Annotated in this window: 12 protein-coding genes and 3 tRNA genes; 7 read left to right on the top strand and 8 right to left on the bottom strand. The window is 29.2% G+C overall.

Annotation, left to right across the window (positions count from 1 at the left end):
- Positions 1–118: 118 nt before the first annotated feature.
- Positions 119–2,119 carry a transketolase gene (tkt, locus tag BTURN675_RS02540; RefSeq protein ID WP_046288967.1) on the bottom strand — a complete coding sequence of 667 codons (2,001 nt, stop codon included), beginning with the start codon at positions 2,117–2,119 and terminating at the stop codon, positions 119–121.
- A 23-nt stretch (positions 2,120–2,142) separates the two neighbouring features.
- Complete coding sequence (gene tal, locus BTURN675_RS02535; RefSeq protein ID WP_046288966.1) at positions 2,143–3,102, bottom strand: transaldolase; 960 nt, start codon at positions 3,100–3,102, stop codon at positions 2,143–2,145.
- Positions 3,103–4,447: 1,345 nt separating this feature from the next.
- On the opposite strand from tal, the gene cysP reads away from it, so the two are divergent.
- The 4 genes from cysP to cysA are packed head-to-tail and all read left to right on the top strand — an operon-like array spanning position 4,448 to position 8,205.
- A complete protein-coding gene (gene cysP / locus BTURN675_RS02530; RefSeq protein ID WP_245592128.1) occupies positions 4,448–5,422 on the top strand; it encodes a thiosulfate ABC transporter substrate-binding protein CysP in 975 nt (324 codons plus the stop codon).
- Positions 5,423–6,253, top strand: a complete 831-nt coding sequence (cysT, locus tag BTURN675_RS02525) for a sulfate/thiosulfate ABC transporter permease CysT (protein ID WP_046288965.1) — start codon at positions 5,423–5,425, stop codon at positions 6,251–6,253.
- Complete coding sequence (locus BTURN675_RS02520) at positions 6,254–7,093, top strand: sulfate ABC transporter permease (protein ID WP_046288964.1); 840 nt, start codon at positions 6,254–6,256, stop codon at positions 7,091–7,093. It begins immediately after the preceding gene.
- Between the two features lie 38 nt (positions 7,094–7,131).
- On the top strand, positions 7,132–8,205 hold the full coding sequence (cysA, locus tag BTURN675_RS02515) for a sulfate/thiosulfate ABC transporter ATP-binding protein CysA (RefSeq protein ID WP_046288963.1): 1,074 nt from the start codon (positions 7,132–7,134) through the stop codon (positions 8,203–8,205).
- Between the two features lie 142 nt (positions 8,206–8,347).
- Here cysA and ptsI read toward each other — a convergent pair whose 3' ends face one another.
- From ptsI to cysK, 3 genes are all read right to left on the bottom strand, one after another.
- Entirely contained in the window at positions 8,348–10,075 is a 1,728-nt protein-coding gene (gene ptsI / locus BTURN675_RS02510; protein ID WP_046288962.1) for a phosphoenolpyruvate-protein phosphotransferase PtsI, read from the bottom strand.
- Positions 10,076–10,140: 65 nt separating this feature from the next.
- A complete protein-coding gene (locus BTURN675_RS02505) occupies positions 10,141–10,398 on the bottom strand; it encodes an HPr family phosphocarrier protein (protein WP_046288961.1) in 258 nt (85 codons plus the stop codon).
- Positions 10,399–10,744: 346 nt separating this feature from the next.
- Positions 10,745–11,713, bottom strand: coding sequence for a cysteine synthase A (gene cysK / locus BTURN675_RS02500; protein ID WP_046288960.1), 969 nt, complete (start codon positions 11,711–11,713; stop codon positions 10,745–10,747).
- 859 nt (positions 11,714–12,572) lie between these two features.
- Here cysK and ligA point away from each other — a divergent pair.
- Positions 12,573–14,372, top strand: coding sequence for an NAD-dependent DNA ligase LigA (gene ligA, locus BTURN675_RS02495; RefSeq protein WP_046288959.1), 1,800 nt, complete (start codon positions 12,573–12,575; stop codon positions 14,370–14,372).
- Positions 14,373–14,536: 164 nt separating this feature from the next.
- Here ligA and BTURN675_RS02490 read toward each other — a convergent pair.
- Both BTURN675_RS02490 and BTURN675_RS02485 read right to left on the bottom strand, forming a co-directional pair.
- Positions 14,537–14,609, bottom strand: a tRNA-Lys gene (locus tag BTURN675_RS02490).
- A 20-nt stretch (positions 14,610–14,629) separates the two neighbouring features.
- Positions 14,630–14,702 (bottom strand) — tRNA-Val (locus BTURN675_RS02485).
- Between the two features lie 193 nt (positions 14,703–14,895).
- Between BTURN675_RS02485 and gltX the strand changes: the two genes are divergently transcribed.
- Positions 14,896–16,317 (top strand): glutamate--tRNA ligase, encoded by a 1,422-nt coding sequence (gene gltX, locus BTURN675_RS02480; RefSeq protein WP_046288958.1) that lies wholly within the window; start codon positions 14,896–14,898, stop codon positions 16,315–16,317.
- A 103-nt stretch (positions 16,318–16,420) separates the two neighbouring features.
- Positions 16,421–16,494, top strand: a tRNA-Ala gene (locus BTURN675_RS02475).
- Between the two features lie 75 nt (positions 16,495–16,569).
- On the opposite strand, the gene BTURN675_RS02470 is transcribed toward BTURN675_RS02475, so the two are convergent.
- Positions 16,570–17,760 carry a NupC/NupG family nucleoside CNT transporter gene (locus BTURN675_RS02470; protein WP_046288957.1) on the bottom strand — a complete coding sequence of 397 codons (1,191 nt, stop codon included), beginning with the start codon at positions 17,758–17,760 and terminating at the stop codon, positions 16,570–16,572.
- Between the last annotated feature and the right edge of the window lie 193 nt (positions 17,761–17,953).

Raw genomic sequence — 17,953 nt, 5'->3', positions numbered from 1 at the left:
TTATTGTGGTGTGTAATAACTCTGGACAACAACCAGAGTGGTTATCGTGTTTAAATATATAATGGTATTTTTTTATTTAATTAAATTTAATAACTAATTGATTTATTGATTTAGTGATTTATTGATTTAGTAAATCATATGCTTTTTGTATTATCGTATGAGTGGTAAATCCAAAAAATTCAAACAGGTCTTTTGATGGTGCGGATTTTCCAAATGTATTCATACCAATGATTGCTCCATTTAATCCAACGTATTTATACCAATAATCGCTACTACTTGCTTCAATAGCAAGTCGTTTGGTTATTTTTTTAGGTAATACGAGTTCTTTATATTCTTTGTTTTGGCAATCAAAGGTATTTGTTGATGGTAATGATACTACGCGTATATCAAAACCTTTTTTTGTTAATATATAATAAGCATCAATTGCTAATTGTATTTCTGAACCTGTGGAAATAATAATTAGTGTTGGTAAGTTTTTACAATCTTTTAGAATATATCCACCTTTAGCAATGTTTTCAATTTGATTTGAAGTATGTTGTTGTTGGGGTAAATTTTGTCTGGATAAGATTAATGCGGTTGGTTTGTTATAATTTTCAATTGCTGATTTCCAAGCGATTATTGTTTCTATTTGATCACATGGTCGCCAAATATTCAAATTAGGAATCATGCGCAAACTTGATAATTGTTCTATTGGTTGATGTGTAGGCCCATCTTCTCCTAAACCAATCGAATCATGAGTATAAATCATAATATGTTTTGTTTTCATAAGAGCTGCCATGCGAATGGCATTTTGTGCATATCCGGTAAATGTCAAAAATGTTGCAGTATATGGTAAGAATCCTCCATAATGACTAATTCCATTTGCAATTGCGGTCATTCCGAATTCTCGAACTCCATAGTGGATGTAATTTCCAGATATTTTTTTAGTGATTGGTGTTGAGTGTGACCAACTTGTTAAGTTGCTGGATGTTAAATCAGCAGACCCTCCTAAAAATTCTGGTAATATTGGCCCGAGTATTTCTAGTATGTTTTGTGATATTTGCCGTGTTGATATTATTGTTTGTGAATGGTTTAATAAGGATGCAATATGTGTTTGGATGTGTGTATTCCAGATTTTTGGTAACTGTTTATTTATACGACGTTTAAGTTCTATCGCAAGTGTTGGATACATGATTGAATACTCGGAAAATTTTTTATTCCATGTATTTTCTTTATTTTGGCCAGCTATTTTAGCATTCCAATGTTCATAGATATGTTCTGGTATGATAAATGGTTCTTCCTTCCAGTTAAGTGTATTTTTTGTAATAAGTGTTTCATGTTCTCCAAGGGGGGCACCGTGTGCAGTATTTTTACCGCTTTTGTTAGGCGAACCATATCCGATAATAGTTTTACATATAATTAATGAAGGTTTATTGAGTATAGATCTAGCATTTTCAATAGCTTGTTTAATTTTATTACTGTTATGTCCGTCGATATTTCGTATTACATTCCAACCATAACTTTCGAATCGTGCTGCAGTGTCGTCACTGCAGCAGTCTTCCACATTTCCGTCAATTGAAATATTATTATCATCGTAAAATGCAATTAATTTGTTGAGTTTTAGTTTTCCAGCCAAGGAGCATGCTTCATGTGAAATCCCTTCCATGATACATCCGTCGCCTAAAAAGACATAGGTATAATGATCGATGATATTAAATGGTGTTTTGTTAAATTGGGCAGCAAGTGTTTTTTCTGCAATAGCCATACCTACAGCGTTAGCTATTCCTTGTCCTAATGGACCTGTAGTTATTTCTATTCCTTCTGTTTCTCCACATTCTGGGTGTCCAGGGGTTTTAGAGTTTAATTGTCTAAAGTGTTTTAGATCTTCTATTGTCAAATTATATCCAGTAAGGTGCAAGAGAGAATATAATAACATTGCTCCATGCCCGTTAGAAAGAATAAATCGATCTCTATTTATCCATGTCGGATTTTGTGGATTATGGTTCATGTAGTCCCTCCACAGTACTTCTGCAATATCAGCCATTCCCATTGGCATGCCTGGATGTCCTGAATTAGCATGCTGAATAGCGTCTATACTCAACACACGAATGGCATTTGCTAGAGTTTTTCTTAATATCATTAAATTTTCTCCATGATTGATTACTATAATAGATTATTAAGGATTTTTTCTATTTTTTGTTGATCTGTGGAAAATTTATGGATGCCCTCAAGTAATTTTTGGACAGCCATGGTATTTTTGTTATGTTTTTTATGGAAATCTGTTTCAGATAATGGTGTATGTGTATTCATTATTTGTGTATCGGGAGGAAATAATTTTTGTTTGACGGTGTGTTTATTATGTTGTAGTATTTCCAATAAATCGGGTGATATTGTAAGTCGATCACATCCTGCTAAAGCTGTTATTTGTTCAATGTTTCTAAAACTTGCTGCCATAATTATCGTTGGGTAGTTGTATTTTTTGTAATATAAGAAGATTTTATGTATTGCTTGTACTCCTGGATCATTATTACAATTATATGGTTGTGATAATAGTTGATTGTGATGATACCAGTCATAAATTCGACCAACGAATGGAGAAATTAGATACACATAAGATTCAGCACAGGCTTGTGCTTGTGCAAACGAGAATAGTAGTGTTAGATTGCATTTTATTCCATGTTTTTTTAATTCGTTGGCAGCTTGAATTCCCTCCCAAGTTGCAGCTAGTTTTATTAAAATTCTTTTTTTGTTAATATTTAGTTCTTCGTACATATTAATTAAGTTAATAGCATGTTTTATGCTCATTTCATAATTAAAAGAAAAACGTGCATCTATTTCAGTTGAAATGTACCCTGGTATTTTTTTTAATATTTCAGCACCAATATTTACTGCTAGTTTACTGCTTGCATTAAATATTTTATTGTTTTTATTACCTCCTTTTTTTTGTGCATATGATATAGCATTTATTATGAGTTTTTGGTATTTTTTATTATGCATCACTGATTTTAAAAGCAATGATGGGTTAGTGGTAGCATCTTGCGGAGCGTAACGTTGGATTGATTCTATATCTCCAGTATCTGCGACAATGGTACTAAATTTTTTTAAACTGTCTAGTTGGTTCATTCATATAGCCTCGTGAATGCAAGCATTAATATACGAGAAACATTCACTATGTGTTTTTGTCCAGTATATTGTGCATAAAAATGTTAAAATATCAACTATACCGTATATTTAATATAACGTTATTTATGTTTTATATACTGAAAAATAAGCGTATTATACAGATAATGTGCATAAATGTAAACAAGATATAACTTAATTTATAATTTTATATTATTATCGTGATGGTTATGAAATCATATTTTTAATTAATAAATAATAATATCATAATTATTATTAATATTATGATTGTATTTATATTAATTTTAAAAATTATTAGATGAATATCTATTTGGTTAAGTTTTATATATTGAATGAATTTCAAAGGGTAGTATTTTAAAATTGTTTTTTCATAATGTAACGCTGATTTATTAATATTAATTATGAATAATTATAGTTCCTTGAATTAATATAATAAATATAATATGAATATTCATAAAATATAAATATTGCATTTACATGTTCATTATATATATTAAATTAAGTAATGCTTAGTTTATAGGTAAATCTGTAATTTATATTGGTATTAGTTTATTAATCTAATTTTTTGATTATATATCATATTTATAAATAAAGTTTGTATATATTTTGTAAGATTTTTAAATTAATATGTTAATTAAGAATATTGATCCTTGATCTAAGGAATATTTATTGTTTAGTTTGTTTTAATTTATTCTTTTATTAGTATATTTTCATTATGTGATTTTTATGAATTTTTTATTGATTTAATGGTATAATGAATTGTTATAATATTTAAATATAATTTATTTTGATTTTATAGAATTGATACAAGAAAAATAGTGTGTTTTAGTATATGTTGATATTTTTTTACTGCAATTTTAATTGTGTGTGTAATTAAATTAATGATATTTATATCCATATTTTTAGATATTTATTAATAATGATACATATTATGTTAAATTATATTTATTGCTATTATTATAATGATAATAGTGTTTTGGTGTTAAAGTTTAATGATTTATAAAATTTATAATTATGATTTTTTAATATTTGGTTTGTTTTTTTAATAAAAGAGATTTATAAATTGAAAATAGTGGTGAATATTTATCTTTAGATTATCTAAAATTAAAATGTAAATTTATTTATTTTTTTAAGTAGTTTAATTTTCTTTTTTGTTTAGAAAGAGATAATAATTTTCATTTACATTAATATTTGTATCATTTATAGGTTATAAATTGATAATTTTTAAAATCAAGATTATTGTTAGAGAATAATATATATGGACAAGATGATATTGAATGTGTGTTATTTTAGAATAATTTTAAAATTATTATTGTATATATCTTTCATGCTATCTGTTTCTGTACAAGGAAGTATAGTTTTGCTTAATAGTTCGTATGACACAGCAAGAGAATTATTTATGGTAATTAATTCATCTTTTATACGGTACTGGAAAACAGATCATCCTAATGATGATGTTATTATACAACAATCCCATTCTGGGTCGACAAAACAGGCTATGACTGTTTTACAAGGATTACGTGCAGATGTTGTGACATATAATCAAGTTACCGATGTACATATTTTATATGATCGTGGTAAATTAATTCCATGCAATTGGCAATTTCGTTTACCAAACAATAGTTCGCCATTTTATTCAACTATTGCTTTTGTTGTACGGAAAGGCAATCCAAAAAAAATATATGATTGGGATAATTTAACATCTGAAGATATCAAAATTGTTTTTCCAAATCCAAAGACGTCTGGTAGTGGACGTTATGTTTATTTAGCAGCCTGGAATGTTATTTCTTCTCGTGTTAATAATTTAAAATATCAGGATATTCGTTCGTGGATGTCTAAGTTTCTTCATAATGTTCTTGTGTTTGATATTGGTAGTCGTAGTGCAACTGCTACTTTTGTAGATCAATTACGAGGGGATATATTGATTACTTTTGAGGCTGAGGCAAATATTATTTGTGAACAGCATGGTCGTGAAAATTATGAGATTATTATACCTGAAAAGAATATTTTAGTTGAATTTCCGGTAACTTGGATAGATGCTAATGTTGGTAAGCATGGAACAGAGGCAATAGCTAAGTCATATTTACAGTATTTGTATACTGAAGAAGCTCAGAAGATTTTTGCGGATTTTTATTATCGAGTACATGTTCCGTCAATCATGAAAGCATATTCTAATAGGTTTCCGGATATTGAATTATTTCGTGTAGAAGATCAATTTAGTGATTGGAATACAGTAATGTGTGTTCATTTTAATCGTGGTGGTGAATTAGATAAATTACTGGCAATGAGGCATAATCGTTAAATGTTATTTATAAAGCATCATATATTACCTGGGTTTGGTATTAGTTTTGGGAGTAGTTTGTTTTTTGTTTGTTTAATATTGTTATTACCTTTAACTGGTTTCGTTATGCAATTATCTCAAATATCTTTGCTACAATATTGGGATATAATTACAGATCCGTCTGTAGTTATGTCTTATAAAATCACTCTTTTATCTGCTGGAATAGCAACGTTATTTAATATTTTTTTTGGTGTGTTAATTGCCTGGATATTAGTCAGGTATCGTTTTCCTGGTCAAATGTTGTTAGATGGTTTAGTAGATTTACCGTTTGCGTTGCCAACGTCTGTAGCAGGTTTGACTTTAGCAACATTATTTTCTACTACGGGATGGTATGGGAGTGTGTTAATACAATTTGGTATAGAGGTGTCTTATACTTGGTTGGGTATAGCTGTTGCTATGTCGTTTACTAGTTTACCTTTTGTAATACGTACTGTACAGCCTGTTTTAGAGAAATTACCTCCTGTATATGAAGAAGTTGCAAAAACTCTCGGTGCTACTCGTTGGCAAATTTTTTGCAATATTATTTTTCCTGAATTATTTCCAGCATTATTATCAGGAATAGCATTATCTTTTATTCGTAGTTTAGGTGAATTCGGAGCTGTAATTTTTATTGCTGGAAATATTGCTTGGGAAAGTGAAGTGTTATCTTTAATAGTATTTATTAAATTACAAGAATTTGATTATCCGGCTGCTAGTGCTATTGCTTCTGTTGTTCTTGGAATAACATTATTGTTATTTTTTATAATTAATTTTTTGCAATTTCGTTTTGAATCAAGGTTAAAGGGAAATTAAATGTTAAATAATTTTAAAAATTATATATTTTTAATTAATTGGACGAAATGGATTTTAATTACTTTTGGTATATTAATTTCGGCATTAATGTTATTTATTCCCCTTGTTTTTATTTTTGTGACTGCTTTTTCAGAAGGATTGTTAGTGTTTAAAAAAAATTTGCTTGATTGTGATATGTTGCATGCTATTTTTTTAACTGTGTTTATTGCGTTACTAAGTTTGCCAATAAATGTAGTGTTTGGTATTTTATTATCTTGGTTAGTTACTCGCTTTAGTTTTAGAGGTCGACAGTTATTATTGACATTAGTTAATGTGCCTGTTGCTGTCTCGCCTGTAATAGCAGGATTTTTGTATTTATTATTATATGGTTATAATACATTAATAGGGGGTTGGTTAGATAGTTGTAATATACAGATATTATTTGCATGGCCAGGTATGGTATTAGTAACTGTTTTTGTTACATTTCCGATTATTGTACATGAGATTGTTCCTGTTATGTTTAGTATTGGTAAAGAGGAAGATGAAGTGGCAGTATTATTGGGAGCGTCCGGTTGGAAAATGTTTTGGTATGTTACTTTTCGTAATATTCGGTGGTCATTATTGCATGGTGTGATTCTTTCAAATGCACGTATAATTGGAGAATTTGGTGCATTATCTGTTGTGTCTGGATTGATACGAGGCAAAACTTATACTTTATCATTACAAGTAGAGTTATTGTATCAAGATTATAATATTGTAGGTGCATTTGTTGCTTCTTTATTGTTAGGGTGTATGGCTATATTTACGTTATTTGTGAAATGTATTGCCCGTAATTATTTTACAGAAGCATATTTAAAATAGGGTATATAAGATGATATATATGCAGGTATATAATTATTATGAATATTGAAATTGATAATATTAGTAAATTTTTTAATTCTGTCACAGTATTAAATAACGTATCTTTAAATGTTGAATCTGGTGAAATGGTAGCACTTCTTGGTCCATCTGGTTCTGGAAAAACGACATTGTTACGTATTATTGCAGGATTAGAGTATCATAATAGTGGATATTTACGATTTAAAGGTAAAGATGTTGGTCATCTTGCCCCCCAGGATAGAAATGTAGGTTTTGTTTTTCAAAATTATGCATTGTTTCGTCATATGACAGTATTAGAAAATATTGCTTTCGGAATTAGAATGTTGCCTCGTTGTAAGCGACCATCTGAATCCATGATTAAATATAAAGTAAATTATTTATTGAATATCATTCAATTAACACATTTATCGGATTATTATCCAGTGCAATTATCTGGTGGTCAAAAACAGCGTGTGGCTTTGGCTCGAGCATTGGCGTTAGATCCTGAGATTTTACTTTTGGATGAACCATTTTCAGCATTAGATGCTCAGGTTCGTAAAGAGTTACGTCGTTGGTTACGGGAATTACACAATACGATGGAGTTTACTAGTATTTTTGTTACTCATGATCAAGATGAAGCTATGGAAGTTGCCAGTCGAATAGTAGTTATGAATCATGGTAGGATCGAGCAAGTAGGTACTCCTAGAGATGTTTGGTCATGTCCAGCTAACCGTTTTGTTTTAGAATTTTTTGGAGATGTGAATCATTTACATGGTGAGATACGTGGTACTGAATTGTGTATCGGTATGTATCATTGGCCGTTATTGTTTAATAAAAAGTTATATTATCAGGGTGCAGTGGATTTGTTTTTGCGACCTTGGGAGATGCTTATAAGTAAGACATGTGATGGTTTTTATTTGTTGCCAATACAAATTGTTGATATTAGTTTGCGGGGGCATTATTGGCAGTTAAGAGTTCAGCCGCTTGGTTGGCATAATAATTTGTTGACTGTTATTTTTGGTATTAGAGACATTAAATCTGTTCCAGAGTATGGGATGTATTATTACTTAAGTGGTCAAAATGCACGATTATATGTAGGTGAAGAAGCCTTGTAAAGGTGTTTAGTGATTTTTTGTTATTAATATTGTTATCATAATATGAGTTCATTGTTTTGTATTTTTATTGATTATTATAGTTAGTATATATTTATTGTTGCTGATATTGTATTGTTCTGTTTTTTGTTTTGTATATGTTTTATTATACAGGGTAGTGTTGTTGTTCAAATTTGTGAATGAGATCAGCAAGTTCTTTTGTTGTTCCATAATTTAACGCTTTTTTAGCAAATATTTTTGCATCTTTAAAATTTATATTTCGAATAATATTTTTGATATTAGGGATAGATGATGCACTCATACTAAATTTATTTAATCCCATTCCTAATAATAATGCTGTAGCATGTTTATCGCTGGACATTTCTCCGCACATTCCTGTCCATTTTCCCTCTGCATGCGATGCGTCAATTACATTTTTAATTAATTTTAATACAGATGGTGACATTGGATTGTATAAATGTGAGATGAGTTTATTGCCTCTGTCAACGGCAAGTGTATATTGTGTTAAATCGTTAGTGCCGATACTAAAAAAATCAACTTCTTTTGCTAAGTGATTTGCGATTATTGCTGCTGAAGGTGTTTCTATCATTATGCCAATTTCAATTTTTTGGTCAAATATATGTTTTTCTTTTTGTAATTGTTTTTTTAGAAATGTTAATTCTGATTTTAATGTTTGAATTTCTTCTAAGGAAATGATCATAGGATACATAATTCGTAATTTACCGAATGCAGATGCTCTAAGGATAGCTCGTAATTGAGTATGTAGTATTTCTTTTCGGTCAAGTAGTATTCTAATAGCCCGCCATCCAAGGAATGGATTGTCTTCTTTAGGAAGATTCATGTATGATAAGTTTTTATCACCTCCAATATCTATAATTCGTATGATGATACCTCCATAAGTAATAGATTGTGCGATTATTTTATAAGTTTGGAATTGTTCTTCTTCGCTTGGCAATGAGTTTCTGTTCATAAATAAAAACTCAGTACGATATAAACCAATTCCTTCTGCTCCATTGTGTTTTGCATTTGTAATGTCTTGTGTTGTTCCTATATTAGCTGAGATTTCTACTTTGTGCCCGTCAAGTGTGATTGCTGGAAGGTTTTTCAGTTTAATTAATTGTTTTTTTTTGATGAAGTATTGTTTTTTTGAATGGGTTAATTTATTAATAATATGTGATATTGGATTTATATAAATATGATTATCAAGTGCATCAATGATAATGAAGTCATTATTAGATACTTTTTGAGTAATATTTCCTGTGCCAACTATTGCTGGGATTTCTAATGATCGAGCTATAATGGAAGTATGTGAGGTTGGCCCTCCAATATCAGTTGCAAATCCTAATATTTTTTTTGTGTTTAATTGGGCTGTTTCTGATGGTGTGAGGTCTGTTGCTATTAATATTACTTCATTGTTAATTGTGCTTAAATCAATAATAGGTATATTGAGAATGTTATGTAATAAACGATTTCCAATGTCTCGTACGTCGTTTGCACGTTCTCTTAGATATTGATCTTTTAATTTTTCAAGTTCTTGGGCATGGCTTTCAATAACAATGTATACGGCATATTCTGCATGTAAGAGATCTTCTTTAATGAAGGAGGTGATATCTTGTTCTAGTTCAGGGTCTTCTAACAACATAATGTAACCTTCAAAAATATCTGATTTTTCTTTACCAAATTTTTTACATGTTATATTTTTAATTGCTTGTAATTGTTTAGATGATTCTGTACGGCCATGAAAAAATCGATTAATTTCTGTTGCAACATGCTCGGCAGTAATTTTATGTTTGTTAATATTAATGTTCTTTTTTTTTAGTAGCAATGCTTTTCCAAAAGCAATTCCTGGTGACGCCAAAATACCTGAAATCATCACTGCACCTTATTTAAATGTGTAATAAGTACTTCGTTTAAGTTTTTTATCATTGTTTGATATTATTATTCTAGTGTTGCGATTAGTTGTGTGAGATGTTGTATTGCTTCTTTTTCGTCTTCTCCATTAGCTTGAATTAATATAGTACTGCCTTGTGTCAATCCTAGTGTTTGTAGTTTTAGTAAGCTTTTGGCGCTTACTTGTTTGTTGTTAGAAATGATAGTGATTTCTGAAGTAAAATTTTTAGCTTCTTTAACAAATTTGGCGGCTGGTCTGCTGTGTAGTCCGTGAGGGGTGTTAATGATTATTTTTTTTTGATACATGTTTTTCTCCATTATGTATATGTATATGTATTATTATGTAATATGATATTTTGGTAGGTATCATATATGCATATGCAATTATTTTGTTTGTTTGTTAATATTTATTAGTAAGAATGTTAATTTAACGAAACCATTCGTGTATTAATAATTTTGTTATTGAATAATGGTGTATGTTCTTATGTCATCGTTGTTCTTTATGAAGATGTTTTGTATAATGATACATTGTATTATATGATATATAATGTAGTTAATTCAATAGTGTTGTAGTGATTGTTGTTTTATTTTTTACAAGTATTATTGAATTTAAAATTATTGGTATGTTATTGCATTAACATTTTATTTTTATTTATAGAGTATGTGTTTTATTATGTGTTATTCTCTCTGAGAATAATGCAGTACTAAGATATCGTTCTCCAGAGGATGGAAGAATAGCTACTATTTTTTTATTGTTATAATTTTTATTTTTTTGTAATTCTAATGCGGCAGCTATTACTGCACCTGAAGAGATTCCAGATATTATTCCTTCTTTTTTCATTAGTGTTTTTGCTGTTAGAAAAGCTTGTTCATTAGTTACAGTAAGTACCTTGTCGATTAAGGTTAGGTCTAAATTTTCAGGGATGAATCCAGCTCCAATACCTTGTATTTTATGTGGTCCGGGTTGTAGTTTTTCTCCATTTAGAGTTTGTGTAATTACTGGGGAGTTTTTTGGTTCAACTGCTACGATTGTGATATGTTTTTTTTGAATATGTTTGAAATATCGGCCAACACCAGTAATAGTACCACCTGTTCCTACTCCAGCAATAAAAATATCTATATCTCCGTTTGTATCTTTCCATATTTCAGGGCCGGTAGATTGTTCATGAATTTTTGGGTTAGCTGGGTTACTAAATTGTTTTAACATTAAATAATTTTTGTTTTTTTCGATCATGTCTTGTGCTTTATTAATGGCTCCTGTCATTCCTAGCCGCCCATCGGTTAATATCAAATTAGCGCCCAATGCTTTTAGAAGTATTTGTCTTTCTTGACTCATGGTATCTGGCATGGTTAAAGTTAGTTTGTATTGTCGAGCTGCGGCTACAAAAGCGAGAGCGATACCTGTATTTCCACTGGTTGCTTCAATGATTTGTGTGTTTTTTTGTAGAATATTGCGTTTTTCTGCGTCCCATATCATGTTAGCACCAATACGACATTTAACGCTAAAACTAGGATTTCGAGATTCGATTTTTGCTAAGATATAGCCGTTTCCTATGTGATTCAAACGCACAAGTGGGGTATTACCGATTGTCATAGAGTTATCTGTGTAAATTTTGTTCATAAAATCTCCTGAATAAGTGTCTCTGTAAAGATATATTGTTTTTATTTTGTTTTAAATATTTCTAAATTAGTAATTGTAATAAAAGTATATTTTTTAAATATTGATGTTGGAATATGTGTGGTTATAGTTAATTTTTTGTTATTAAGAAAATAGAATTTTCTATAATATTATGATTGAATTATGGTCAAATATGTAAATACATTTATAAATATAAAATATAATACTATAATGAATCTGTTTAATGAATTTGTTTTTTGTGGTTTAAATTTTAGTAATAAATTTATATAATTATAATGCATAAAATATATTGTTGAATATGAAATATATATTTGATTGTACGGTACCTATCATATTATAATCATGATATAAAGTATATAATATTTTGTTGTTTGATTGTAAGTGTAATATTAGCACTAAATGTAATTTAGTGTAAGTTTAAGTAAGTTTGCATCAATTTGAAGATATTTATCGTTTTATTTTTTGTGTGAGTGAAGTATATATAATATTGTATATTGGATATGTTATTATACAGGTATATTATTATGTTGTAATTATTTTATGTATGTTTGTTTTATTATGTATTATCTTTTTGCATAATGTGTTATTGCGTATCACATGAATAATTAGGTCATTTTTTAGTTAATATAGAATATTCTGATTGAAGTAGTTTTTTATGATAATTATTTAAAATTATTAGAATTCAAGATTCTAATATATAGATATTGATATTATAGATACATGACAGTTATTCTTTCACATTTTGTTATATAATTGTAGTTTTTATATATATATTGTAGTATGAAAGCATACATGTTCTTGATATGTTTAGTATTTCAGTTTTTTTAACAATAAAAATACTATGAATGATGTTAAAAATTTTATTAAAGTATTACGTGATCGTTTACGTAATTGGGAGTATTTATATTATGTGGAAAACGATTCAGTAGTATCTGATGAAGAATATGATTATCATATGGAAGCTCTTCGTATTTTAGAAATGAAATACCCTGATTTAATTACTATAGATTCTCCTACTAATCGTATAGGAGGAAAATTAAAAAGTGGTTTTTGTCAATTTCATCATACTATACCTATGCTATCGTTAGATAGCATTTTTGATGAATCTTCATTGTTAAATTTTGATAAACGTGTTCGTAAGCGATTGCAATATAAAGATGATCAAGAGATTTGTTATTGTTGCGAATTAAAGATAGATGGGGTAGGAGTTCATTTAGTATACAAAAACGGTATATTGATATCTGCATCGACTCGTGGGGATGGTCATATAGGAGAAGATGTGACTGATAATGTACGTACTATTCGTGCTATTCCGTTATTTTTAAGAAAAGATAAATTTTTTCCTGAATTGTTGGAAGTCAGGGGGGAAGTGTTTATGTCTAATGATGCTTTTCTTAAATTAAATAAATTATTTATACAAAGTGGAGTTAAAACTTTTTCAAATCCTAGAAATGCTGCTGCTGGTTCTTTGCGTCAGTTAAATTCTTCTGTTACTCATGAACGTTCTTTAGATTTTTTTTGTTATCATCTTGTTAGTGTCGTATTAAGTGATGATAAAATGAGTTTATCTGATAGTCATTATAACAGGTTACAACAGTGTGCTATTTGGGGTTTACCTATATTGAGAAGGTATAATCAAATCTGCACGGGTATTCATGCAGTGTTGCAATATTATAAACAAGTACAACAAGATCGTGAATTATTAGGATTTAATATAGATGGGATAGTTATTAAGGTAGATTCTATTTGTTCACAAAATAATTTGAGTGTTTCGTTACGTGCTCCTCGATGGGCTATAGGATATAAGTTTTCTGCTAAGCGATTTGTAGCTAGAATTTGTGATATACGGTTTCAAGTTAGTCGAATGGGAGTACTAATACCCGTAGCGTCTATTATTCCAATTGTAATTTCAGGTGTTGTGATTCGTAGTGTTAATTTACATAATATTGATTTTATTCGTCGTCTTGACCTAATGATTGGTGATTTTGTGATTATACAGAGAATAGGTGATGTTATTCCGAAAATTATACATGTGGTGTTTTCAAAGCGTATTTTTCATGAATGTCGTCCAATAATGTACCCGGAGAATTGTCCGGTTTGTAGTTCTGTGTTATATCAAATTTGTTGTAAGAAACGTGTGATTTTACGTTGTAATGCCGGCTTAAATTGTTTTGCTCAGCGAAAGGAGATTTTAAAACATTTTGTATCTCGTAAAGCGATGAATATTGTTGGAATGGGGGATAAAATTATTGATCGATTGATTAAAGTTGGTTTGCTGAGTACCCAAGTGGATTTTTTTAAATTAAAAATAGAAAATTTGGTGAGTGTAGATGGTGTTAAATTTGATTTAGCTAATCGTTTATTGCATGCGATTGAGATTTCAAAAAAAACTACTTTATCGCGTTTTATATATGCTTTAGGTATTCCTAATGTTGGAGAATGCACAGCAAATATTTTAGCAAAACATTATGGCACTCTTGAATGTTTAATTAGTGCGGAAATTATTTCTTTATTAGCTATTAGAAATATTGGGGATATCGTGGCATATAATGTGTTTAATTTTTTTAGAAATAATCATAATATTTGTATAGTAAATGAGTTACTTAGTTCTGATTTTGGTGTTCGATTTATGGATGGGTGATCATTGAATGGTTTTTTTAGTCTAACTTGTAGATTGTTTTATAAGTTTGTTGTTATTTGTCAAAAAAAATGTGTATTTTTTGTACTGCTGGGGTTTAAATTGCATTTTTATATATATGGTATGGTGTGGTTAATAAAAAAACCTTTTATTATTTTTTAATATTATGGGTCGTGCAGGATTCGAACCTGCGACCAATTGATTAAAAGTCAACTGCTCTACCTACTGAGCTAACGACCCTTATATTTGAGTATTAAAAATAGGTGATGGCGGAATTGAACCGCCGACCCCCTCCTTGTAAGGGAGGTGCTCTCCCAGCTGAGCTAATCACCTTTAACACCTTTGGTGTCGAATTATATGTATTCGTTAAGCTGAGTCAATATTTTTTCGATAAATATGATATTTTTTTTATTTTTATGTATTTAGCACAAATATATTATATAATATTTATGTATAGTTTGTCTGTTTTTATTTAGTTTGTTTGTTTTTATTATATCAAATGTTATGTTTTTGTTTGGTGGTATATATGGAAGTTAGGACTAGATTTGCACCCAGTCCAAGTGGTAGTCTTCATTTAGGGAGTGCGCGTACTGCTTTATATTCGTGGTTATTTGCTCGAAAATATTATGGAAAATTTTTGTTACGTATAGAAGATTCTGATGCATTTCGTTCTGTAAAAGAGAACGTAGATAAGATTATAAATGAGTTGAAGTGGCTTAAGTTAGATTGGGATGAAGGGCCGTATTTTCAAACTGCTCGTTTAGATAGGTATAATGCTGTAATAAAAAGTATGTTGAAAAATGGTACTGCTTATCGGTGTTATTGTTCAAAAGATAGGTTACAGATTCTAAGAAAGGAGCAAATAGCTGCTGGGAAAAAGCCTAAATATGATGGTTATTGTCGTGATAAGTATTTTCGTAGTTTTTCTGATCTTCCTTTTGTGGTAAGATTTCGAAATCCTGATTGTGGCGTAGTTATATTTGATGATGAAATTAGAGGATCTATTGTATTTAATAACAATGAATTAGATGATTTAGTGATTTGTCGTTCTAATGGTGCTCCGACGTATAATTTTTGTGTCGTTGTTGATGATATGGATATGCAAATTACTCATGTTATACGTGGTGAAGATCACATTAGTAATACTCCTCGCCAAGTTAATATTTTAAAGGCGTTGAATGCTTCTATTCCAAAATATGCGCATTTATCAATAATTCTTGGTTTTCATGGTAAAAAATTATCTAAGCGTTGTGATGATTTTAGTATTATGAATTATCGTGAAATGGGTTTTTTACCTGAAGCAATTCTTAATTTTTTAGTACGTTTAGGATGGTCTTGTGGTGATCAAGAGTTATTTACTATATCTGAAATGCAAAATATTTTTAGTTTGGAGTCTGTAAATAGTGCTTCTAGTACTTTCAATTTTGAGAAATTGATGTGGTTAAATGGTCATTATATAAATCATCTTCCAGTAGATTATGTTGCTTCTCATTTAGCGTGGTATATGCAAAGAAGAGATATTGACTATACAACTGGCCCAAAATTAGTTGATATTATTAAATTTTTTGGTAAGAGATACAAAACTTTAAAAGATATTGTAGATCATTGCGGTTATTGTTATTGTGATTTTTATGAATATGATCATAAACTAGCTAAAAAGTATTTATCTGGTGAGATAAAAAATTTTTTTCAGATTTTGCGATTACGTTTGGGTAGTTTAAATATTTGGACTTATAATGTTGTTTATTCATCATTGTTTTCTGCAATTTCTGAATGTCATGTGGATATTAAACAGATAGGTATGTCTTTAAGGGTCGCAATAACTGGTGTAACTCAGTCGCCAGAGTTGGTAACTGTATTGTATATTTGTGGTCAAGTACGTGTATTAAGACGTTTAGATATGGCATTGAATTATATTGCTGGTAATAATAATGATATTTTTGTTTAATAATTAAGAATTTATATTTCAGTATATACATAATATAATATGATTGTGTAAATAGTTTTTTTGAATGTATTTAGGTTGTGCATTTGAATTAAATTTGATTAGTGGGGCTATAGCTTAATTAGGTAAAGTACTTGCATGGCATGTAAGAGATTAACGGTTCGATTCCGTTTAGCTCCACACCGTATGTTTGTTATTTTTCTGGGTATTTTTTTAAAAAATACTATTTTTTACGCCAACCAATGGTAGTTATTTTTATTTTATAACGAGTCCTATAATATTTGCTGATAATAAATTAATTAGTATCGCGTTATAGAGTAGTTTAAGTCCGTAATGAGATATTACTTTTGCTTGTTTTTCGTTTAATCCTTTAATAGCACCTACGATTATTCCAATAGATGAAAAATTTGCAAAGGAAACTAAAAAAACAGACAATATTCCTATTGATTTTGTTGATAGTGTTTCTGATATTTTTTGTAGTTCAATGATTGCTATAAATTCGTTTGTAATTAATTTAGTAGCCATAATTCGAGCGACTTGAAAACATTCGTGTTCAGGAATTCCTATTATCCATGCACAAGGGATAAATATATAACCTATTACATCCTGCAATGTTATATGAAATAGTGTATTAAAAATTGCGTTAATTGTGTGTATTAACGCAATAAATCCAATTAGCATAGCGGTAATTATTATTGTAATTTTAAGTCCGGTATAGATGTATTCTTGTAAGATTTCGAAAATGTTTTTTTCATTGTTATAAAATGAAAGTATGTATAAATCATTTTCTTTTGTTATTTGATATGGGTTTGATAAAGATAGTATAATGAATGCACTAAACATATTTAATATAACTGCTATGACGACGTATTTTGGATTTAACATGTTCATATATACACCAAGGATTGCCATAGAGGCTGTAGACATTGCTGTTGTTGCCATAGTGTACATTCTTTGTTTTGGTATTTTTGTTAAGATATCTTTATATGCTATGAAATTTTCAGTCTGGCCAAAAATTAATGAGCTAACAGCGTTGAATGATTCTAGTTTTCCCATTCCATTAATTTTTGATAGAAGATAACCAATACTTGTTATAAGTATTGATAGTATTTTCATATGTTTTAAAATACCAATTAGAGAGGAAATAAAAATAATTGGGCACAATACATTAAGAAAAAAGAATGCTAATTCTGCGTTATTCATGTTACCGAATACAAAGTCAATACCTTCTTTGGCAAAAATTAATAACGTATTAAAAAAATTAGAAATTTTGTATGTAGTTGTTAACCCTATTTGAGTATCTAAGAATAAATATGCAAATATTATTTCTATGGTTAGTATTTGTATGATAAAACGTATTTGAATTTTTTTTGGGTTTTTACTAATTATAAGCGCAAGAAGTATTATGGTAATTAATCCGAATATAAAGTGTAAAATTTGAGACACGATCACTCCTTGATAGTTAGATAGATGGATTAGGTAGGTATTTATCCCGTTTATAAATATGATAGTATAAACTAGTTTATAGATTCTGTGTATTGGAATAATTATTAAAATTATAATTATTTATGTTATAATAAAAATATATCAGAATCTACAAATATATATTTTTTAAGTGATTTTATACAATAATTTTAGA

Source organism: Blochmannia endosymbiont of Polyrhachis (Hedomyrma) turneri, assembly GCF_000973505.1.
In the GTDB taxonomy this organism is placed as follows: domain Bacteria; phylum Pseudomonadota; class Gammaproteobacteria; order Enterobacterales; family Enterobacteriaceae; genus Blochmanniella.
Note: the sequence above shows the minus strand (reverse complement) of the source record. Positions and strands in the feature narration are given on the sequence as shown.

Excerpts from the sequence above, each read along its gene's own strand:
- tkt (WP_046288967.1), bottom strand. The coding sequence starts at position 2,119 with ATGATATTAAGAAAAACTCTAGCAAATGCCATTCGTGTGTTGAGTATA.
- tal (WP_046288966.1), bottom strand. The coding sequence starts at position 3,102 with ATGAACCAACTAGACAGTTTAAAAAAATTTAGTACCATTGTCGCAGAT.
- cysP (WP_245592128.1), top strand. The coding sequence starts at position 4,448 with ATGCTATCTGTTTCTGTACAAGGAAGTATAGTTTTGCTTAATAGTTCG.
- cysT (WP_046288965.1), top strand. The coding sequence starts at position 5,423 with ATGTTATTTATAAAGCATCATATATTACCTGGGTTTGGTATTAGTTTT.
- BTURN675_RS02520 (WP_046288964.1), top strand. The coding sequence starts at position 6,254 with ATGTTAAATAATTTTAAAAATTATATATTTTTAATTAATTGGACGAAA.
- cysA (WP_046288963.1), top strand. The coding sequence starts at position 7,132 with ATGAATATTGAAATTGATAATATTAGTAAATTTTTTAATTCTGTCACA.
- ptsI (WP_046288962.1), bottom strand. The coding sequence starts at position 10,075 with ATGATTTCAGGTATTTTGGCGTCACCAGGAATTGCTTTTGGAAAAGCA.
- BTURN675_RS02505 (WP_046288961.1), bottom strand. The coding sequence starts at position 10,398 with ATGTATCAAAAAAAAATAATCATTAACACCCCTCACGGACTACACAGC.
- cysK (WP_046288960.1), bottom strand. The coding sequence starts at position 11,713 with ATGAACAAAATTTACACAGATAACTCTATGACAATCGGTAATACCCCA.
- ligA (WP_046288959.1), top strand. The coding sequence starts at position 12,573 with ATGAATGATGTTAAAAATTTTATTAAAGTATTACGTGATCGTTTACGT.
- gltX (WP_046288958.1), top strand. The coding sequence starts at position 14,896 with ATGGAAGTTAGGACTAGATTTGCACCCAGTCCAAGTGGTAGTCTTCAT.